13 protein-coding genes are annotated in these 16,985 nt (G+C 70.9%); 9 read left to right on the top strand and 4 right to left on the bottom strand.

Annotation, left to right across the window (positions count from 1 at the left end; translation table 11 throughout):
* Window positions 1-8: 8 nt before the first annotated feature.
* Window positions 9-3,977: a type VII secretion protein EccCa gene (gene eccCa, locus IE177_RS33740; RefSeq protein WP_190019297.1), complete on the bottom strand. Its 3,969-nt coding sequence runs from the start codon at window positions 3,975-3,977 to the stop codon at window positions 9-11.
* A gap of 300 nt (window positions 3,978-4,277) precedes the next feature.
* Here eccCa and eccD point away from each other — a divergent pair, with 300 nt between their 5' ends.
* Window positions 4,278-5,780 (top strand): type VII secretion integral membrane protein EccD, encoded by a 1,503-nt coding sequence (gene eccD, locus IE177_RS33735; RefSeq protein ID WP_190019315.1) that lies wholly within the window; start codon window positions 4,278-4,280, stop codon window positions 5,778-5,780.
* A 77-nt stretch (window positions 5,781-5,857) separates the two neighbouring features.
* On the opposite strand, the gene IE177_RS33730 is transcribed toward eccD, so the two are convergent.
* A complete protein-coding gene (locus IE177_RS33730) occupies window positions 5,858-6,151 on the bottom strand; it encodes a DUF397 domain-containing protein (protein WP_190019296.1) in 294 nt (97 codons plus the stop codon).
* Window positions 6,152-6,416: 265 nt separating this feature from the next.
* Between IE177_RS33730 and rpsO the strand changes: the two genes are divergently transcribed.
* From rpsO to IE177_RS33705, 5 genes are all read left to right on the top strand, one after another.
* Window positions 6,417-6,704, top strand: coding sequence for a 30S ribosomal protein S15 (rpsO, locus tag IE177_RS33725; RefSeq protein WP_046416809.1), 288 nt, complete (start codon window positions 6,417-6,419; stop codon window positions 6,702-6,704).
* A 311-nt stretch (window positions 6,705-7,015) separates the two neighbouring features.
* The gene (locus IE177_RS33720) at window positions 7,016-9,259 is read left to right on the top strand and encodes a polyribonucleotide nucleotidyltransferase (RefSeq protein WP_190019295.1); all 2,244 of its coding nucleotides are present in this window, start codon (window positions 7,016-7,018) and stop codon (window positions 9,257-9,259) included.
* Entirely contained in the window at window positions 9,256-10,635 is a 1,380-nt protein-coding gene (locus IE177_RS33715) for a M16 family metallopeptidase (protein WP_190019294.1), read from the top strand. Before IE177_RS33720 ends, IE177_RS33715 begins: the two co-directional genes overlap by 4 nt.
* A gap of 26 nt (window positions 10,636-10,661) precedes the next feature.
* On the top strand, window positions 10,662-11,414 hold the full coding sequence (gene dapB, locus IE177_RS33710; RefSeq protein ID WP_190019293.1) for a 4-hydroxy-tetrahydrodipicolinate reductase: 753 nt from the start codon (window positions 10,662-10,664) through the stop codon (window positions 11,412-11,414).
* 11 nt (window positions 11,415-11,425) lie between these two features.
* A complete protein-coding gene (locus IE177_RS33705) occupies window positions 11,426-11,878 on the top strand; it encodes a tetratricopeptide repeat protein (RefSeq protein WP_190019292.1) in 453 nt (150 codons plus the stop codon).
* A 63-nt stretch (window positions 11,879-11,941) separates the two neighbouring features.
* Here the strand turns inward: IE177_RS33705 and IE177_RS33700 are convergent, their stop codons facing one another.
* Together IE177_RS33700 and IE177_RS33695 are read right to left on the bottom strand one after the other, a co-directional pair.
* Entirely contained in the window at window positions 11,942-12,511 is a 570-nt protein-coding gene (locus IE177_RS33700) for an SCO5741 family PH domain-containing membrane protein (protein ID WP_190019291.1), read from the bottom strand.
* 90 nt (window positions 12,512-12,601) lie between these two features.
* Window positions 12,602-12,838 (bottom strand): hypothetical protein, encoded by a 237-nt coding sequence (locus IE177_RS33695; RefSeq protein WP_190019290.1) that lies wholly within the window; start codon window positions 12,836-12,838, stop codon window positions 12,602-12,604.
* 199 nt (window positions 12,839-13,037) lie between these two features.
* Between IE177_RS33695 and thyX the strand changes: the two genes are divergently transcribed.
* The 3 genes from thyX (at window position 13,038) to IE177_RS33680 (ending at window position 16,756) form a co-directional block, all read left to right on the top strand.
* Window positions 13,038-13,784 carry an FAD-dependent thymidylate synthase gene (thyX, locus tag IE177_RS33690; protein ID WP_190019289.1) on the top strand — a complete coding sequence of 249 codons (747 nt, stop codon included), beginning with the start codon at window positions 13,038-13,040 and terminating at the stop codon, window positions 13,782-13,784.
* Window positions 13,785-13,995: 211 nt separating this feature from the next.
* Complete coding sequence (dapA, locus tag IE177_RS33685) at window positions 13,996-14,898, top strand: 4-hydroxy-tetrahydrodipicolinate synthase (RefSeq protein WP_190019288.1); 903 nt, start codon at window positions 13,996-13,998, stop codon at window positions 14,896-14,898.
* A 172-nt stretch (window positions 14,899-15,070) separates the two neighbouring features.
* On the top strand, window positions 15,071-16,756 hold the full coding sequence (locus IE177_RS33680) for a ribonuclease J (protein WP_190019287.1): 1,686 nt from the start codon (window positions 15,071-15,073) through the stop codon (window positions 16,754-16,756).
* Window positions 16,757-16,985: the final 229 nt, after the last annotated feature.

The following is a 16,985-nucleotide window of genomic DNA, read 5'->3' as shown; positions in this document are numbered from 1 at the left end:
CCTACGCCTCAGTACTCGACATCCACCAACCCCGTCTGCACCAACGGCTTGCCCCGCTTCCGGGACACGAAGACGCCGCGTCCCGCCGGCATCGGCCGGGGCCGGACGCCGTTGAGGACGTCGCCCTCGGCCGGGTCGCCGGCCAGGACGAGGCCCTGGGCGCCGAGTTCCTTCATGCGCTGCATGAACGGCTCGTAGGAGGCGCGGCCTGCGCCCGCGGAGGAGCGGGCGATGATGAAGCGGACGCCGACGTCGCGGGCGAAGGGCAGCATCTCCGTCAGGCCGCCGAGCGGGTTGCCGCTGGACGTGGAGACGAGGTCGTAGTCGTCGACGACCACGAACACCTGCGGCCCCCGCCACCAGCTCCGGTCCCGCAGTTGCTGCGGCGTGACGTCGGCCGTCGGGGTGCGGCGCTGCATGAGGTCGGCCAGAGCCGTCATGTGGTGGTCCATCTGGCTGGACATCGGGATGTACTCCGCCAGGTGCGACGGCGGCGTGACGTCCAGCAGCGAGCGGCGGTTGTCCACCACGAAGAACTTCGCCTCGTCGCCGCCGTACCGCAGCGTCAGCTGCTTGAGCAGGAGCCGCAGCAGGTTGGACTTGCCGGACTCGCTCTCGCCGAAGATCAGGAAGAACGGGTCCTGCTCGAAGTCCAGGAACACCGGCTCCAGGTTCTCCTCGTCCAGCGCGAAGGCGACGCCCCGCTGCGGGAAGCGGTCGCCCGGCGGCAGCCGGACGGCCTCCAGCTGGCGCGGCAGCAGCCGTACCTTCGGGGCGCCCGGCGCCTGCCAGTGCCGGCCGACCTCGGTCGTGAGCGCCGCCGTGGCCTCGGCGAGGTCGGTGTCGGACGTCAGGCCGTCGATGCGCGGGACCGCGGACATGAAGTGCAGCTTCTGCGGTGACAGACCGCGGCCGGGGACGCCGGCGGGGACGTTCACCGCCACCTTGCGGTCGATCTCCGAGTCCATGACGTCACCCAGGCGCAGCTCCAGGCGGTTCATCAGGTGGTCCTTGAGGTTCGCCCGGACCTCCATCGAGCGCGACGCCGTGATGATCACGTGGATGCCGTAGCCGAGACCCCGGGCGGCGATGTCCAGGACCGCCGGCTCCAGGCCCTCGTAGTCGGTGCGGAAGTTGCCCCAGCCGTCGACGACCAGGAACACGTCGCCCCACGGCTGGTCCGTCACCGAGATGTCGCCCCGGGCGCGGCGGGCCCGGTAGTCGGCGATCGAGGCGATGCCCGCCGTGCGGAAGTACTCCTCGCGGCGGGTCAGGACGCCGTACACCTCGGAGACCGTACGGCGGACCCGCTCCGGGTCCAGGCGGGAGGCGATGCCGCCGACGTGCGGCAGGCCGTCCAGCGCGGCCATACCGCCGCCACCGAAGTCGAGGCCGTAGAACTGCACCTCGTGCGGCGTGTGGGTGAGGGCGAAGGAGCAGATCAGGGTGCGCAGCAGGGTCGACTTGCCGGACTGCGGGCCGCCGATGATCTGCATATGACCCGCCGCGCCCGAGAAGTCGAGCATGAGGCGGTCGCGGCGCTGCTCGTACGGCTTGTCGACGAGACCGGCGGGGACGATCAGACGGCCGGCGCCCTCGTAGTTCGGCTGGGTCAGGCCGCGGCCCTGCACCGCCGCGAGGCCGGGCAGCAGCGCGTCCAGCGACGGCGGGCTCTCCAGCGGGGGCAGCCACACCTGGTGGGCGGCCGGGCCCTGCGCCTCGAGCCGGCGCACGATGACGTCGAGGACGGTGTCGGCGAGCGCCTCGTCCACCTCGGGGCGTGACTCCTCCTGGCGCTGCCGGGGGACGGCCGTGTACCGGACGGGCACCTCCGTGGCCGTGAACAGCACCGGCCGCCGGTCCACCGGCAGCGGCCCGCCGCCCAGCGCCGCGCGCTGCGGACCCGAGCGGTAGACCCCGGAGACGTAGGCCGCCTTGAACCGGACCATCTCGTCGGTGCCGAACTTCAGGAAGCCGGAACCGGGGACGTTCGGGAGTTCGTAGGCGTCCGGGACGCCGAGGGCCGCGCGGGACTCCGCCGCCGAGAAGGTGCGCAGACCGATGCGGTACGACAGGTACGTCTCCAGGCCGCGCAGGCGGCCCTCCTCCAGGCGCTGGGAGGCCAGCAGCAGGTGCACGCCCAGCGAACGGCCGATACGGCCGATCTGCACGAACATCTCGATGAAGTCGGGCTTCGCGGTCAGCAGCTCGCTGAACTCGTCGATGACCAGGACCAGGGAGGGGATCGGCTGCAGCGGTGCGCCCGCCGCGCGCGCCTTCTCGTAGTCGTGGATGTTGGCGTAGTTACCGGCGTCGCGCAGCAGTTCCTGGCGGCGGTTCAGCTCGCCGCGGATCGAGTCGCCCATGCGGTCGACCAGGGTGAGGTCGTCGGCGAGGTTGGTGATGACGGCCGCCACGTGCGGCATCTGCGCCATGCCGGCGAAGGTCGCGCCGCCCTTGAAGTCCGCGAGGACGAAGTTCAGGGTCTCGGAGGAGTGCGTGACGGCGAGGCCCAGCACCAGGGTGCGCAGCAGCTCCGACTTGCCGGAACCGGTGGCGCCGACGCACAGGCCGTGCGGGCCCATGCCCTCCTGAGCGGCCTCCTTGAGGTCCAGCATGACGGGCCGGCCGTCCTCGCCGAGACCGATGGGCACCCGCAGCCGTTCGGCGAGGGCGCGCGGCCGCCAGGTGCGCTTGGTGTCGACGGACGCCGCGTCCCCGAGGCCGAGGAGGTCGGTGAACTCGAGGTTGGCGAGCAGCGGTTCGTCGTCGTCGCCGCCCGACGCCATGCGCAGCGGCGCCAACTGCCGGGCCAGCGCCTCGGCGGACTCGTACGACAGGGCGTCCGGGATGCCCTCGTAGACGTCGCCGTGTTCGGACTCCAGGCGCAGCAGGCCGGGCTGCACGACGACGGACAGGTCGCCGCCCGAGGTCGTGAGGTCGCCCGGTACCACCTCGACCACCGTGACGCCCTGCAGCCCCTCGGGGCCCGCGAGCACGGAGTCCGGCAGCAGGGAGATGTCGTCGAGGACGAGCACGATGTGCGGGGCGTCCAGCAGCGGCGCGCCGCCGGGGTGGAAGCGCGGGCGGCCGGTCAGCCTGGGGGCGAGCAGGTCCTCCAGCTCGCGCGGGTCGGTGCCGATCAGCCGGCGGGAGCCGGCGCCGTCCACCTCGCCGGCCGCCTGCACGTGCGGCAGCCACTTCGCCCAGTCCCACTGCGGCAGCGCCTCGCGGCCCGCGGCCACCGCGATGACCAGGTCCTCGGGGGAGTGCAGCGAGGCCAGCGAGCCGACCAGGGCGCGGGCCGAGGCCCGTACGGACCGGGGTTCACCGCTGACGGTGACGTGGGAGAAGGCGCGCAGCGACACCGCCATCGGCAGGTCGCCGACGGTGTTGTGCGTGGCGAGGAAGCGCTGCATCGCGCCGGCGGTCAGCGGCTCCAGCTGCTCGACCGGTCCGGTCTCCGGGGCGAGGAGCGGGGTGGCCAGCGGCTGCGGGCCCAGGCCGACGCGCACGTGCGCGAAGTCCTCGTCGCCGGGCCGCCGTTCCCAGACCCGGCTGCCCTCGGCGACGAGCGCCCACAGCTGCTCGGGGGAGGGGTGCAGGTAGTACTGCGCGTCCCGCTGGGTCCGCGCCGTCTCCACGGCGGACCTGCGCGTCTGCGACAGGTAGCTGAGGTAGTCGCGGCGCATGTCGGCCAGTTGGCCCTGCGAGCCGCGACGGAATCGGACCACCATCGCGATGGACATCGCCACCGTCGACGCGATCATGATCATGCCCATGATCTTCATGAACGGCTGACCGTTCGTGAAGAAGAAGACCACCGAGCCGCCCATGCCCAGCGTGGGCAGGAGCTGCATGAGCACGCTCTCCTGATGCCCCCGCGGCAGTTCGGGCGGCGGCTGGACAGCGACCCCTTCCGTGGGCACTTCGGACGGCAGCGCCCTAGGGGGGCGCTTGACGACAATCTGGCTCACCGCTCACCAATTCCCTTGCCCGACCCAGGCTTTCCGCCCGCCGCCCCGTGTCCGGCGGGCGCAGGCCGCCGCGTGATCCTACTGAGTTCACGGGACACGGGTGAGCGGTAGGGTGCCGGATGTTCGCGTGAGCACACGCCGGCCGGGCCGGACACGCCGGGGCAAACCGTCCGATGCCGGGGCGGGAGAGCCCCGGCCGCCCGCCGTGCCGCACCCGTGCCGCCCCGCGCGGCGCGAACCGGCACGAGACCTTCACGACATAGACGCACCACCACCACTGAGGGGGAGCAGCAGGTGAGCATGACGGCCGCCGCCACCGGCGGACCCGGGACGGGAGCCCCTTCCGGGTCAGGCACCGGACTCGGCTTCTGCCGGGTCACCATCGTCGCGCCGGACAGCCGTATCGACGTGGCACTGCCCGACGACGTTCCGGTCGCCGACCTCTACCCGGAGATCCTCCGGTTGTCCCAGCAGAGTTCCGGGACGGGGGCGCCGGTCGGCTACCACCTCGTCCGCACCGACGGCACCGTGCTGGACAGTGCCCGCTCGTTCGCCGCGCAGCGCATTCTCGACGGCGAACTGCTCACCCTGCGCCCGTTCGCGGAGTCCCTGCCGCCGGCCGTCTTCGACGACGTCGCCGAAGCCGTCGCCACCGCGGTCACCAAGCAGCACAAGCTGTGGAGCGGCGACCTGACCCGGGCCGCGGGCCTCGTCGGCGGCGGAGTGCTGCCCGCGCTGCTCGCCTTCGTCGCCTGGACCGCCGACCCGCGCCACGACATGCACGGCCTGGCCGGCATCCTCGCCGGCGTCGCCGGCGTACTCCTGGTCCTGCTCGCCGCGGTCCGCGCCCGGGTGTACGACGACCGCGGCTCGGCCGTCGCACTCGGTCTCGGCGCGCTGCCCAACGTCGGCGTCGCGGGCAGCGGACTGCTGCCGCTGAGCGGCGGAGAGGGTATCGGCAGGCTGCAGTTCCTGCTGGCGTGCGCGGCGGTCCTCGTCGCCGCGCTGGTCCTCACCCTGTGCTCGCCGCACGGCGACGGCCCCTTCGTGGCCTTCGTGTTCGCCTCCGCGGTCGCCCTGGTCGTCGTCTTCGTCGCCACCCTCACCGACTGGGCCCCGACCGAGATGGCCGGCCTGTGCGCGCCCGTCGCCGTCGGCGCCCTCGCCTTCCTGCCCGGCATGTCGATGCGCTTCGCCCGGCTGCCGATCGGCTTCGAGAACCCCAGCAGCGGCACCCCCCGCTCCGCCTACGGCACCGAGTCCGCCGGACAGGAGCCCGTGGACACCGAGCGCATCGAGGCGCAGGCCCGGCGCGGCCACGAGCTCCTCGTCGGCCTGGTCGGCGGCTGCGCGCTCCTCGCCGTCGGCGCCTCGGCGGTGCTGGGCTTCTCCGACGACGTCTGGGCCCAGCTGCTCGCGCTCGCCACCGGGGTGGCGATGCTGATGCGCGCCGGCCTCTTCCGCTACACCGCGCAGGTCGCCCCGGTCCTGGCCGCCGGTCTCGCCTGTCTGGTGCTGCTGGGCCTCGGCCTCGCCCTCAACCCGCCCCCGCGGGTGATGCTCGCGGCGCTGGCCGGTGACCGCACCGACCTGGAGATCCGCACCATCTGGCTGATCGCGGTCATCGCCGCCGCCACCGCCCTGGTCACGGCGCTCGGTCTGATCCTGCCGCGCGGTGGACTCACCCCGTTCTGGGGCCGCTTCCTGGAGATCTGCGAGGGCTTCGTCCTGCTGACCCTGATCCCGCTCACCCTGGCCGTCTTCGACGTCTACGCGACCGCGCGAGCGATGACCAGCAAGTAGCCGGCCCGTCCGGTCACGAGAGCGGGCCCGGGCTCCCCAAGGAGCCGGGGCCCGCTGCCGTCACCGCCGTGCGCCGCTCACTGGGCGGCGAGCCCCCCGTTGTGCTCCGTGGGCTCCAGGTCGAACTCGCCGTCGCGCGCACCCAGCACGAACGCCCGCCACTCCGCCTCGGTGTAGCGCAGCACGGTGCCGGGGTCCAGCGAGGAGCGCATCGCGACGGCCCCGCCGGGCAGGTACGCGATCTCCACCCGCTCCTCGTGCTCCTCCGTGCCCGGCGCGCAGTGCCACTCGACGCCGGAGATGTCGAGCGCGTACAGCTCGTCCCGCTCCCGCTCCTTGCGTGCCTTCGTCTCCGCTTCCGTCTCCGCCATCGTGCAGCGACCCCTTCCCGGCGTGCGTACGGTCCGGTGGTCACCCTAGGGCCTGTGCGTCGCCCCTCCGGGTGGTTCGCCGACCGGGGGAAAGCCGCCCGCCACCGCCTGGTACCCTGAGTGACGACCGTTCGTGTACGCACCCTCGGAGCCTGTCGGGCACCGGTGGCCGCGCCCGGCGGATCCCGCCTCCGAGTAACGGAAGCTTCCCCGAGACGAAGACCGGGGGCACTCGGTGGCCACTCACAGACTATGAGGAGTACGCGTGTCGCTCGACGCCGCTACGAAGAAGCAGATCATCGGCGAGTTCGGTACCAAGGAGGGTGACACCGGCTCCCCCGAGGTCCAGGTCGCCCTGCTCTCGCGTCGGATCTCCGACCTGACGGAGCACCTCAAGGCCCACAAGCACGACCACCACTCCCGCCGTGGCCTGCTGATCCTCGTCGGTCAGCGCCGTCGCCTGCTGCAGTACCTGGCGAAGAAGGACATCCAGCGCTTCCGTGCGCTGGTCGACCGCCTCGGCATCCGCCGCGGTGCGGCGGGCGCCAAGTAAGACGCGTGAGGGGAGCGGTTCCCGGAGAGACCCGGGGACCGCTCCCTTCGTCGTACGTGCGGAACGTGCGGAGTGTCACTCACGCTTTGTAGTGTGGTAGCACAACGCAGTACGGACGACACAGCACGAAGAACGACAGACGAGAAGTGCACCTCGCCGCCGCCGGTCCTCGGTAGTGGCCCCCGGGGGAAGCGAGCCCCGGGTGCTTCGATCGAAGACCGGCCCGCACAACGGCGCGCTTCTCCACCACCGTCCCCCTGCCACACGGGCAGCCAAGGGACGAAAGACGATACGTAACGGAGAAAACGCTAGTGGAGAACGAGACCCACTACGCCGAGGCCGTCATCGACAACGGCGCCTTCGGTACCCGCACCATCCGCTTCGAGACGGGCCGCCTGGCCAAGCAGGCCGCCGGCTCCGCCGTGGCGTACCTGGACGACGACACCATGGTGCTGTCGGCCACCACCGCCTCCAAGAACCCCAAGGACCAGCTCGACTTCTTCCCCCTCACGGTGGACGTCGAGGAGCGGATGTACGCCGCCGGCAAGATCCCCGGCAGCTTCTTCCGCCGTGAGGGCCGGCCGTCCGAGGACGCCATCCTCACCTGCCGCCTCATCGACCGCCCGCTGCGCCCGTCCTTCAAGAAGGGACTGCGCAACGAGATCCAGGTCGTCGCCACGATCATGGCGCTCAACCCCGACCACCTGTACGACGTCGTCGCGATCAACGCCGCGTCCGCGTCCACCCAGCTGGCCGGCCTGCCCTTCTCCGGCCCGATCGGCGGCGTCCGCGTCGCGCTGATCAGCGGCCAGTGGGTCGCCTTCCCGACCCACACCGAGCTTGAGGACGCCGCCTTCGACATGGTCGTCGCCGGCCGTGTCCTGGAGGACGGCGACGTCGCGATCATGATGGTCGAGGCCGAGGCCACCGACAAGACCATCAAGCTGGTCGAGGGCGGCGCCGAGGCGCCGACCGAGGAGGTCGTCGCCGCCGGTCTGGAGGCCGCGAAGCCCTTCATCAAGGTCCTGTGCCGCGCCCAGGCCGACCTCGCCGCCAAGGCCGCGAAGCCGACCGGCGAGTTCCCGATCTTCCTGGACTACCAGGACGACGTCCTCGAGGCCCTCACGGCCGCCGTCCGCCCCGAGCTGGCGCAGGCGCTCACCATCGCCGGCAAGCAGGAGCGCGAGGCCGAGCTGGACCGCGTCAAGGGCCTCGCCGCCGAGAAGCTCCTGCCGGAGTTCGAGGGCCGCGAGAAGGAGATCTCCGCCGCGTACCGCTCCCTGACCAAGACCCTGGTCCGCGAGCGCGTCATCAAGGAGAAGAAGCGCATCGACGGCCGCGGTGTCACCGACATCCGCACCCTGGCCGCCGAGGTCGAGGCCATCCCGCGCGTGCACGGCTCCGCGGTGTTCGAGCGCGGCGAGACCCAGATCCTGGGCGTCACCACCCTCAACATGCTCCGCATGGAGCAGCAGCTGGACACCCTCTCCCCGGTGACCCGCAAGCGCTACATGCACAACTACAACTTCCCGCCGTACTCCACCGGCGAGACCGGCCGCGTCGGCTCCCCCAAGCGCCGCGAGATCGGCCACGGCGCCCTCGCCGAGCGCGCGCTCGTGCCGGTCCTGCCGGCGCGCGAGGAGTTCCCCTACGCGATCCGCCAGGTCTCCGAGGCGCTGAGCTCCAACGGCTCGACGTCCATGGGCTCGGTCTGCGCCTCCACCATGTCGCTGCTGAACGCCGGTGTGCCGCTGAAGGCCCCGGTCGCCGGTATCGCCATGGGCCTGATCTCCCAGGAGATCGACGGCGAGACGCACTACGTCACCCTCACCGACATCCTCGGTGCGGAGGACGCCTTCGGCGACATGGACTTCAAGGTCGCCGGCACCAAGGACTTCGTGACCGCCCTCCAGCTCGACACCAAGCTGGACGGCATCCCGGCCTCCGTCCTGGCCGCGGCCCTCAAGCAGGCCCGCGACGCGCGTCTGCACATCCTCGACGTGATGATGGAGGCCATCGACCGGCCCGACGAGATGAGCCCGCACGCCCCGCGGATCATCACCGTCAAGATCCCGGTCGACAAGATCGGTGAGGTCATCGGCCCCAAGGGCAAGATGATCAACCAGATCCAGGAGGACACCGGCGCCGAGATCACGATCGAGGACGACGGCACGATCTACATCGGTGCCGCCGACGGCCCCTCCGCCGAGGCCGCCCGCGCCACGATCAACGGCATCGCCAACCCGACGATGCCCGAGGTCGGCGAGCGTTACCTGGGTACGGTCGTCAAGACGACCACCTTCGGTGCGTTCGTCTCCCTGCTGCCCGGCAAGGACGGTCTGCTGCACATCTCGCAGATCCGCAAGCTCGCCGGCGGCAAGCGCGTCGAGAACGTCGAGGACGTCCTCGGCGTGGGCCAGAAGGTCCAGGTCGAGATCGCCGAGATCGACTCGCGCGGCAAGCTCTCCCTCGTTCCGGTGATCGAGGGCGAGGAAGGCGACGCGGCGTCCGGCGACGGCTCCGCCGAGGCCGCGAAGGACGACGCCGAGCAGTGACGTCCCGTAGCACCAAGGTGACGGCCCGCTCCTCCTCGGAGGCGCGGGCCGTCGCCCGTACCCAAACGCTCATCAAGGGAACCAACGGCATCGGCACGGTCCGCAAGACCACCCTCCCGGGCGGCCTGCGCATCGTCACCGAGACCCTGCCCTCGGTCCGCTCGGCGACCTTCGGCATCTGGGCCCACGTCGGCTCCCGCGACGAGACCCCGTCACTCAACGGCGCCACGCACTACCTGGAGCATCTGCTCTTCAAGGGCACCGCCAGGCGCAGCGCCCTGGAGATCTCCGCCGCCCTCGACGCCGTCGGCGGCGAGATGAACGCGTTCACGGCGAAGGAGTACACGTGCTACTACGCGCGCGTGCTCGACACCGACCTGCCCCTCGCCATCGACGTCGTCTGCGACATGCTGACCGGCTCGCTGATCCTGGAGGAGGACGTCGACGTCGAGCGCGGCGCGATCCTCGAAGAGATCGCCATGACCGAGGACGACCCGGGCGACTGCGTGCACGACCTGTTCGCGCACACCATGTTCGGCGGCAACGCCCTCGGCCGGCCGGTCCTCGGCACCGTCGACACGGTCAACGCCCTCACCGCCGACCGTATCCGCCGCTTCTACCGCAAGCACTACGACCCGACCCACCTCGTGGTCGCCTGCGCCGGCAACGTCGACCACAACAAGGTCGTACGGCAGGTCCGCGCGGCCTTCGAGAAGGCGGGTACGCTCACCGACCCGGGCGCGCGCCCCATCGCCCCGCGCGACGGCCGCCGTACGATCCGCACGGCCGGCCGGGTCGACGTGCTCACCCGCAAGACCGAGCAGGCGCACGTCGTCCTGGGCATGCCCGGCATCGCCCGCACCGACGACCGCCGCTGGGCGCTGGGCGTGCTCAACACCGCCCTCGGCGGCGGCATGTCCTCCCGCCTCTTCCAGGAGGTCCGGGAGAAGCGCGGTCTCGCCTACAGCGTGTACTCGTACACCTCGAGCTTCGCCGACTGCGGCCTGTTCGGCGTGTACGCAGGCTGCCGGCCGAACCAGGTGCACGACGTGCTCAGGATCTGCCGGGACGAACTCGACCACGTCGCCGCCGACGGGCTCTCCGACGAGGAGATGAGCCGCGCCATCGGCCAGCTCCGCGGATCCACCGTGCTGGGACTGGAGGACACCGGCGCGCTGATGAACCGCATCGGCAAGAGCGAGCTGTGCTGGGGCGAGCAGATGTCCGTCGACGACATGCTGGCCCGGATAGCCGCCGTCACCCCGGACGAGGTCCGCTCGGTGGCCCGCGACATCCTCGGACAGCGCCCGTCACTGTCGGTCATCGGCCCGCTGAAGGACAAGCAGGCCGCCCGGCTGCACGACGCCGTCGCCTGAAAAACCACCGGTTAGGAAGCAGGAACATGAGCAAGCTGCGCGTGGCGGTCCTCGGTGCCCGGGGCCGGATCGGGTCCGAGGCGGTCAAGGCGGTCGAGGCCGCCGACGACATGGAGCTGGTCGCCGCCCTCGGCCGGGGCGACGAGCTGGAGGCGCTGACGGTGAGCGGCGCCCAGGTCGTCGTCGAGCTGACCACCCCCGCCTCCGTCATGGACAACCTCGACTTCTGCGTGCGCCACGGCATCCACGCGGTCGTCGGCACGACGGGCTGGACCGACGAGCGCCTCACGCTGCTGACGGACCGGCTCGCCCGGTCTCCGGAGACGGGCGTGCTCATCGCGCCGAACTTCTCCATCGGCGCCGTGCTCACCATGAAGTTCGCGCAGATCGCCGCGCCGTACTTCGAGTCGGTCGAGGTCGTCGAGCTGCACCACCCGAACAAGGTCGACGCCCCGAGCGGTACGGCCACGCGCACCGCCCAGCTCATCGCCGAGGCCCGCCGCCGCGCCGGCACGGCCCCGGCGCCGGACGCCACGGCCACCGCCCTGGACGGGGCCCGCGGCGCGAACGTCGACGGCGTCCCCGTCCACGCGGTCCGGCTGCGCGGTCTCCTGGCCCACCAGGAGGTGCTGCTCGGCGGGGAGGGCGAGACCCTCACCATCCGCCACGACTCCCTGCACCACAGCAGCTTCATGCCGGGCATCCTGCTCGGCGCCCGCCGCGTGGTGACCACTCCGGGCCTGACCTTCGGCCTGGAGAACTTCCTGGACCTGAACTGACACCCACTCCCATGCGCGCGAAGATCACTTACCTCGTCACGGCCGCCGTCCTGGTCTTCTACTTCGTCCTGGTCGGCAGCCGCGGCGTGATGCTCATCCAGTCCGGCACGCTGATCACCGTCACCTTCGGCGTGGCGGTGCTGATCCTGCCGGTCATCGGGCTGTGGTTCCTGTGGAAGAACACCCAGTTCGTCCGCAAGGCCAACCAGCTCGCCGCCGAGCTCGACGCCCAGGGGGGCCTGCCCGTCGACGAGCTGAGGCGCACCCCGGACGGCCGCATCGACCGCGACTCGGCCGACGAGGTCTTCGGCAGGCGCAAGGCCGAGACGGAGGCGTCGCCGGACGACTGGCGCTGCTGGTTCCGGCTCGCCGTCGCCTACCACGACGCCCGCGACACCCCACGCGCCCGCAAGGCGATGCAGCGGGCCATCGCACTGCACGAGGGCAGGACGATCGAGGTGTAGCGACGGCGAAGGGGCCGGTCCGCCGTGGTGCGGACCGGCCCCTTCGCCGTCGCCTTCACCGGGTCAGCCGCGACGGTGCTCCGCCGCCCACGCCTCCACCGTGTCCGCCGCCCGGTCGAAGGCCGCCGGACGTCCGAGGAAGTCCAGGTCGTGCGTGGTCAGCAGCGGAGCCGTGCCCTCGGCCCGCCGGTCCTTGCGGGCGAGCGCCAGCGCCTGCCCCTGCACCGTCCGCGGCAGCCCCACGAAGCGCACCGGCTGCTGCACGGTCCGCACGGAGAGGACCCGCGCCCACGGCACCGTCCGCGTCACGAGGAAGCCGACCCGGCGCAGCCCGCGCCCGCTCACCCACACCCCCATGCGCAGCAGCCGCAGCGCACCCGCGACGACGGCCAGGCCCAGCCCCAGAGCCACGGCGGCCGAGGAGAAGCCGGACGACGAGAGCGAGCCGCTCAGGGCGATCAGAACCGCAGCGAACAGCATGAACGAGGCGAGCAGCAGGCCCAGCGCGGCCGCGCCCACCCGCCACGGACCGGGCCGGTAGGGGCGTCGCCAGCGCTCGGGGTCGTCGTACGGAAGCGCGCTCTCGGATGCCGTCTCGAAGGTGCGCTCGGCCGTCAGGAAGGGCAGGGGCACGGCTGGTCCTCACTCGGTCCTCGCGTGGGCTGTGCCCGGTGAGATTATCCGCCTGGGTTCGCGCCCACCAGCCGTGGCGGTCCGGAAGGGTCAGTGCCCCTGGGACGCCTGGGACTGCTGCACCGGCGTACTGGACGGCGTGGACAGCGCCGGCATGCCGAGGACCAGAGCCCCCACCAGCCCGGCGACGATGGTGAGGCCCAGCAGCCAGCGCCCGGCCATCTCGCCGAAGGACGCCCGCCCGCGGGGCGGGGGAGTGACATTGCTGCGGAACCTGTCGGCCTCGGCCAGGAAGGCGAACGGCACGGGCTCACGCCGACGGAACATCGCGGTTGCCTCTTCCTTTCGGGGGGTTTCGGATCTGATCGGAGCTTCGGGTCGAACGACCGGTCCTCACCGGTACAGACGCACGAGTGACACAAAAGGTGCCCATGTCCGAAAAAATCTCGGGTGCGTTCGTCGCGGGCGAGGTGCTGCTCCCGGGCCTCGCGGGTGCCCCGTAAGGTGGGCGCGAACCACAGAAGTGATGGGAAGGACCCCGACCCCCGTGACCACCGAGTCGCTCACGTTCCGCAGTGACGTCACCGTCGAGCTGGTGAAGTCCAGTGCTTCGGACGCCGACGTCCTCTTCGCCGCCCGTGTCTCCACCGCCGGCGAACAGTCCCTGGACGAGCTGAAGAAGGACCCCGAGCGCTCCAAGGGGCTCATCAACTACCTGATGCGCGACCGGCACGGCAGCCCGTTCGAGCACAACTCGATGACCTTCTTCATCAGCGCCCCGATCTTCGTCTTCCGCGAGTTCATGCGGCACCGGGTCGGCTGGTCGTACAACGAGGAGTCCGGGCGCTACCGGGAGCTGGAGCCGGTCTTCTACGTCCCCGACGCCTCCCGCAAGCTCGTCCAGGAGGGCCGCCCGGGCAAGTACGTCTTCGTCGAGGGCACCCCCGCCCAGTACGAGGCCGTGAGCGACACCCTGCGGGAGTCCTACGAGCAGGCGTACGCGGCGTACCGGAAGCTGCTCGCCGAGGGCGTGGCCCGCGAGGTCGCCCGTGCCGCCCTCCCCGTCGGCCTGTTCTCCTCCATGTACGCCACCTGCAACGCCCGCTCCCTCATGCACTTCCTCGGCCTGCGCACGCAGCACGAGCTGGCCAAGGTGCCGTCCTTCCCGCAGCGGGAGATCGAGATGGTCGGCGAGGCGATGGAGGCGGAGTGGGCGAAGCTCATGCCGCTCACGTACGCCGCCTTCAACGCGAACGGGCGCGTGGCCCCGTAGCCGAGCGCTGTTCCCCCAGCCGAAACGGATGTACGGGTCAGCCTCGCGAAGTGTCCGTATTGCGGCATTTAGAGAAGTTCATCTAGCCTGATCAAACGGACCCGGCACTGCTTGAACCCCCGAGCAGGCAGTGCCGGGCTCCTTGTTTGTCCTGACTTTCCCGGCACCCCGCGGGCAGACCCCGCATTGCGCACCGAGTAGCGTGTAACCCATGGCTCCGACCTCGACTCCGCAGACCCCCTTCGGGCGGGTCCTCACCGCCATGGTCACGCCCTTCACGGCGGACGGCGCACTCGACCTCGACGGCGCGCAGCGGCTCGCCGCCCACCTGGTGGACGCAGGCAACGACGGCCTGATCGTCAACGGCACCACCGGCGAGTCCCCCACCACCAGCGACGCGGAGAAATCGGACCTGGTACGAGCCGTACTGGAGGCGGTCGGCGACCGCGCCCACATCGTGGCCGGCGTCGGCACCAACGACACCCGCCACAGCATCGAGCTGGCCCGCGAGGCCGAGCGCGCCGGCGCCCACGGCCTCCTGGTCGTCACGCCGTACTACAACAAGCCGCCCCAGGAGGGCCTGTACCGGCACTTCTCGGCCGTCGCCGACGCCACCGGCCTGCCGGTCATGCTCTACGACATCCCCGGCCGCAGCGGCGTCCCGATCAACACCGAGACGCTGGTCCGCCTCGCCGAGCACCCGCGCATCGTCGCCAACAAGGACGCCAAGGGCGACCTCGGCCGCGCCAGCTGGGCCATCGCCCAGTCCGGCCTCGCCTGGTACTCGGGCGACGACATGCTGAACCTGCCCCTGCTCTCCGTGGGCGCGGTCGGCTTCGTCTCGGTGGTCGGCCACCTGGTCACCCCGGACCTGCGGGCCCTCGTCGAGGCCCATGTCTCCGGCGACGTCGTCAAGGCCACGGAGATCCACCAGAAGCTGCTCCCGGTCTACACGGGCATGTTCCGCACCCAGGGCGTCATGACCACCAAGGCCGCGCTCGCCCTCCTCGGACTGCCGGCCGGACCCCTGCGCCCGCCCATGGCCGAGTGCTCGCCCGAGGAGATCGCCCAGCTCAAGATCGATCTTGCTGCCGGCGGGGTACAGCTCCAGTAACAGACTTCGCACCACCCGGGCCGTCCCGGCCCCACCGACTTCACAACTGAAGAGACAACCGAATGACGCGGGCCACCGGTGCCCGCACTTCACAACGACAACTGCTTCCGCACGAACGTCATGCGCGCCACGTGCCGTAACGGTACGTGGCGCGTGTGGTGAGGAGAGTCTTTTGAGTCATCCGCATCCTGAACTCGGCTCGCCCCCGCCGCTCCCCGAGGGCGGCCTGCGGGTCACCCCGCTCGGCGGTCTCGGCGAGATCGGCCGGAACATGACAATCTTCGAGTACGGCGGCCGCCTGCTGATCGTCGACTGCGGAGTGCTCTTCCCCGAGGAGGAGCAGCCCGGTATCGACCTGATCCTGCCGGACTTCTCGTCCATCCGGGACCGCCTCGGCGACATCGAGGGCATCGTCCTCACGCACGGCCACGAGGACCACATCGGCGGCGTCCCGTTCCTGCTCCGCGAGAAGCCGGACATCCCGCTGATCGGTTCCAAGCTGACCCTCGCCCTCATCGAGGCCAAGCTCCAGGAACACCGGATCCGTCCGTACACCCTGGAGGTGGCGGAGGGGAACCGTGAGCGCATCGGCCCCTTCGACTGCGAGTTCGTCGCCGTCAACCACTCCATCCCGGACGCCCTGGCCGTCGCCATCCGGACCCCCGCCGGCATGGTGGTCCACACCGGCGACTTCAAGATGGACCAGCTCCCGCTGGACAACCGCCTCACCGACCTGCACGCGTTCGCGCGGCTGAGCGAGGAGGGCATCGACCTCCTCCTCAGCGACTCCACGAACGCCGAGGTCCCGGGCTTCACCCCGCACGAGCGCGACATCTCCAACGTCCTGCGGCAGGTCTTCGCCGGCGCCCGCAAGCGGATCATCGTGGCGAGCTTCGCCAGCCACGTCCACCGCATCCAGCAGATCCTGGACGCGGCCCAGGAGTACGGCCGCCGGGTCGCCTTCGTCGGCCGTTCCATGGTCCGCAACATGGGCATCGCCCGGGACCTCGGCTACCTGAAGGTCCCGCCGGGCCTGGTGGTCGACGTCAGGACGCTGGACGACCTGCCCGACCACGAGGTGGTCCTGGTCTGCACCGGTTCCCAGGGCGAGCCCATGGCGGCCCTGTCGCGGATGGCCAACCGCGACCACCAGATCCGCATCGTCGACGGCGACACGGTCATCCTGGCCTCGTCCCTCATCCCCGGTAACGAGAACGCGGTCTACCGCGTCATCAACGGCCTGACCCGCTGGGGCGCCAACGTCGTCCACAAGGGCAACGCTAAGGTGCACGTTTCCGGCCACGCGTCCGCGGGCGAGCTGCTGTACTTCTACAACATCTGCCGCCCGCGGAACCTCATGCCGGTCCACGGCGAATGGCGCCATCTGCGGGCCAACGCGGAGCTGGGCGCCATGACCGGCGTTCCGCACGACCGGATCGTCATCGCCGAGGACGGCGTGGCGGTGGACCTGGTCGAGGGCAAGGCCAAGATCTCCGGCAAGGTCCAGGCGGGTTACGTCTACGTCGACGGCCTCTCCGTCGGCGGCGTCGGCGAGCCGGCCCTGAAGGACCGCAAGATCCTCGGTGACGAGGGCATCATCTCGGTCTTCGTCGTGGTGGACTCCTCCACCGGCAAGATCACGGGTGGCCCGCACATCCAGGCCCGCGGTTCCGGCATCGAGGACTCTGCCTTCTCGGACGTGGTCCCGAAGATCACGGAGGTCCTGGAGCGCTCCGCCCAGGACGGCGTGGTGGAGCCGCACCAGCTCCAGCAACTCATCCGCAGGACCCTCGGCAAGTGGGTCTCCGACACGTATCGCCGCAGGCCGATGATCCTGCCGGTGGTCGTCGAGGTCTGACGGTCCTACGGCCGCTCGTCCGCGTGAACACGGAGCGGGGTCCCTCGATTTGCATCGAGGCGCCCCGCTCCAGTACGTTTACGGCTCCGCCCAACCGGGAACCCCAGCACTTCATGCGCTGGACTCACGTGCCCGGAGGGGGCGGGGAAACCGACTCAGAACTTCTGATAAAGTCGGAACCGCCGGAAAGGGAAACGCGAAAGCGGGAACCTGGAAAGCACCGAGGAAA

This window comes from Streptomyces lucensis JCM 4490 (assembly GCF_014650035.1).
In the GTDB taxonomy this organism is placed as follows: Bacteria; Actinomycetota; Actinomycetes; order Streptomycetales; family Streptomycetaceae; genus Streptomyces; species Streptomyces lucensis.
This window is presented reverse-complemented; position numbering and strand designations above follow the sequence as displayed.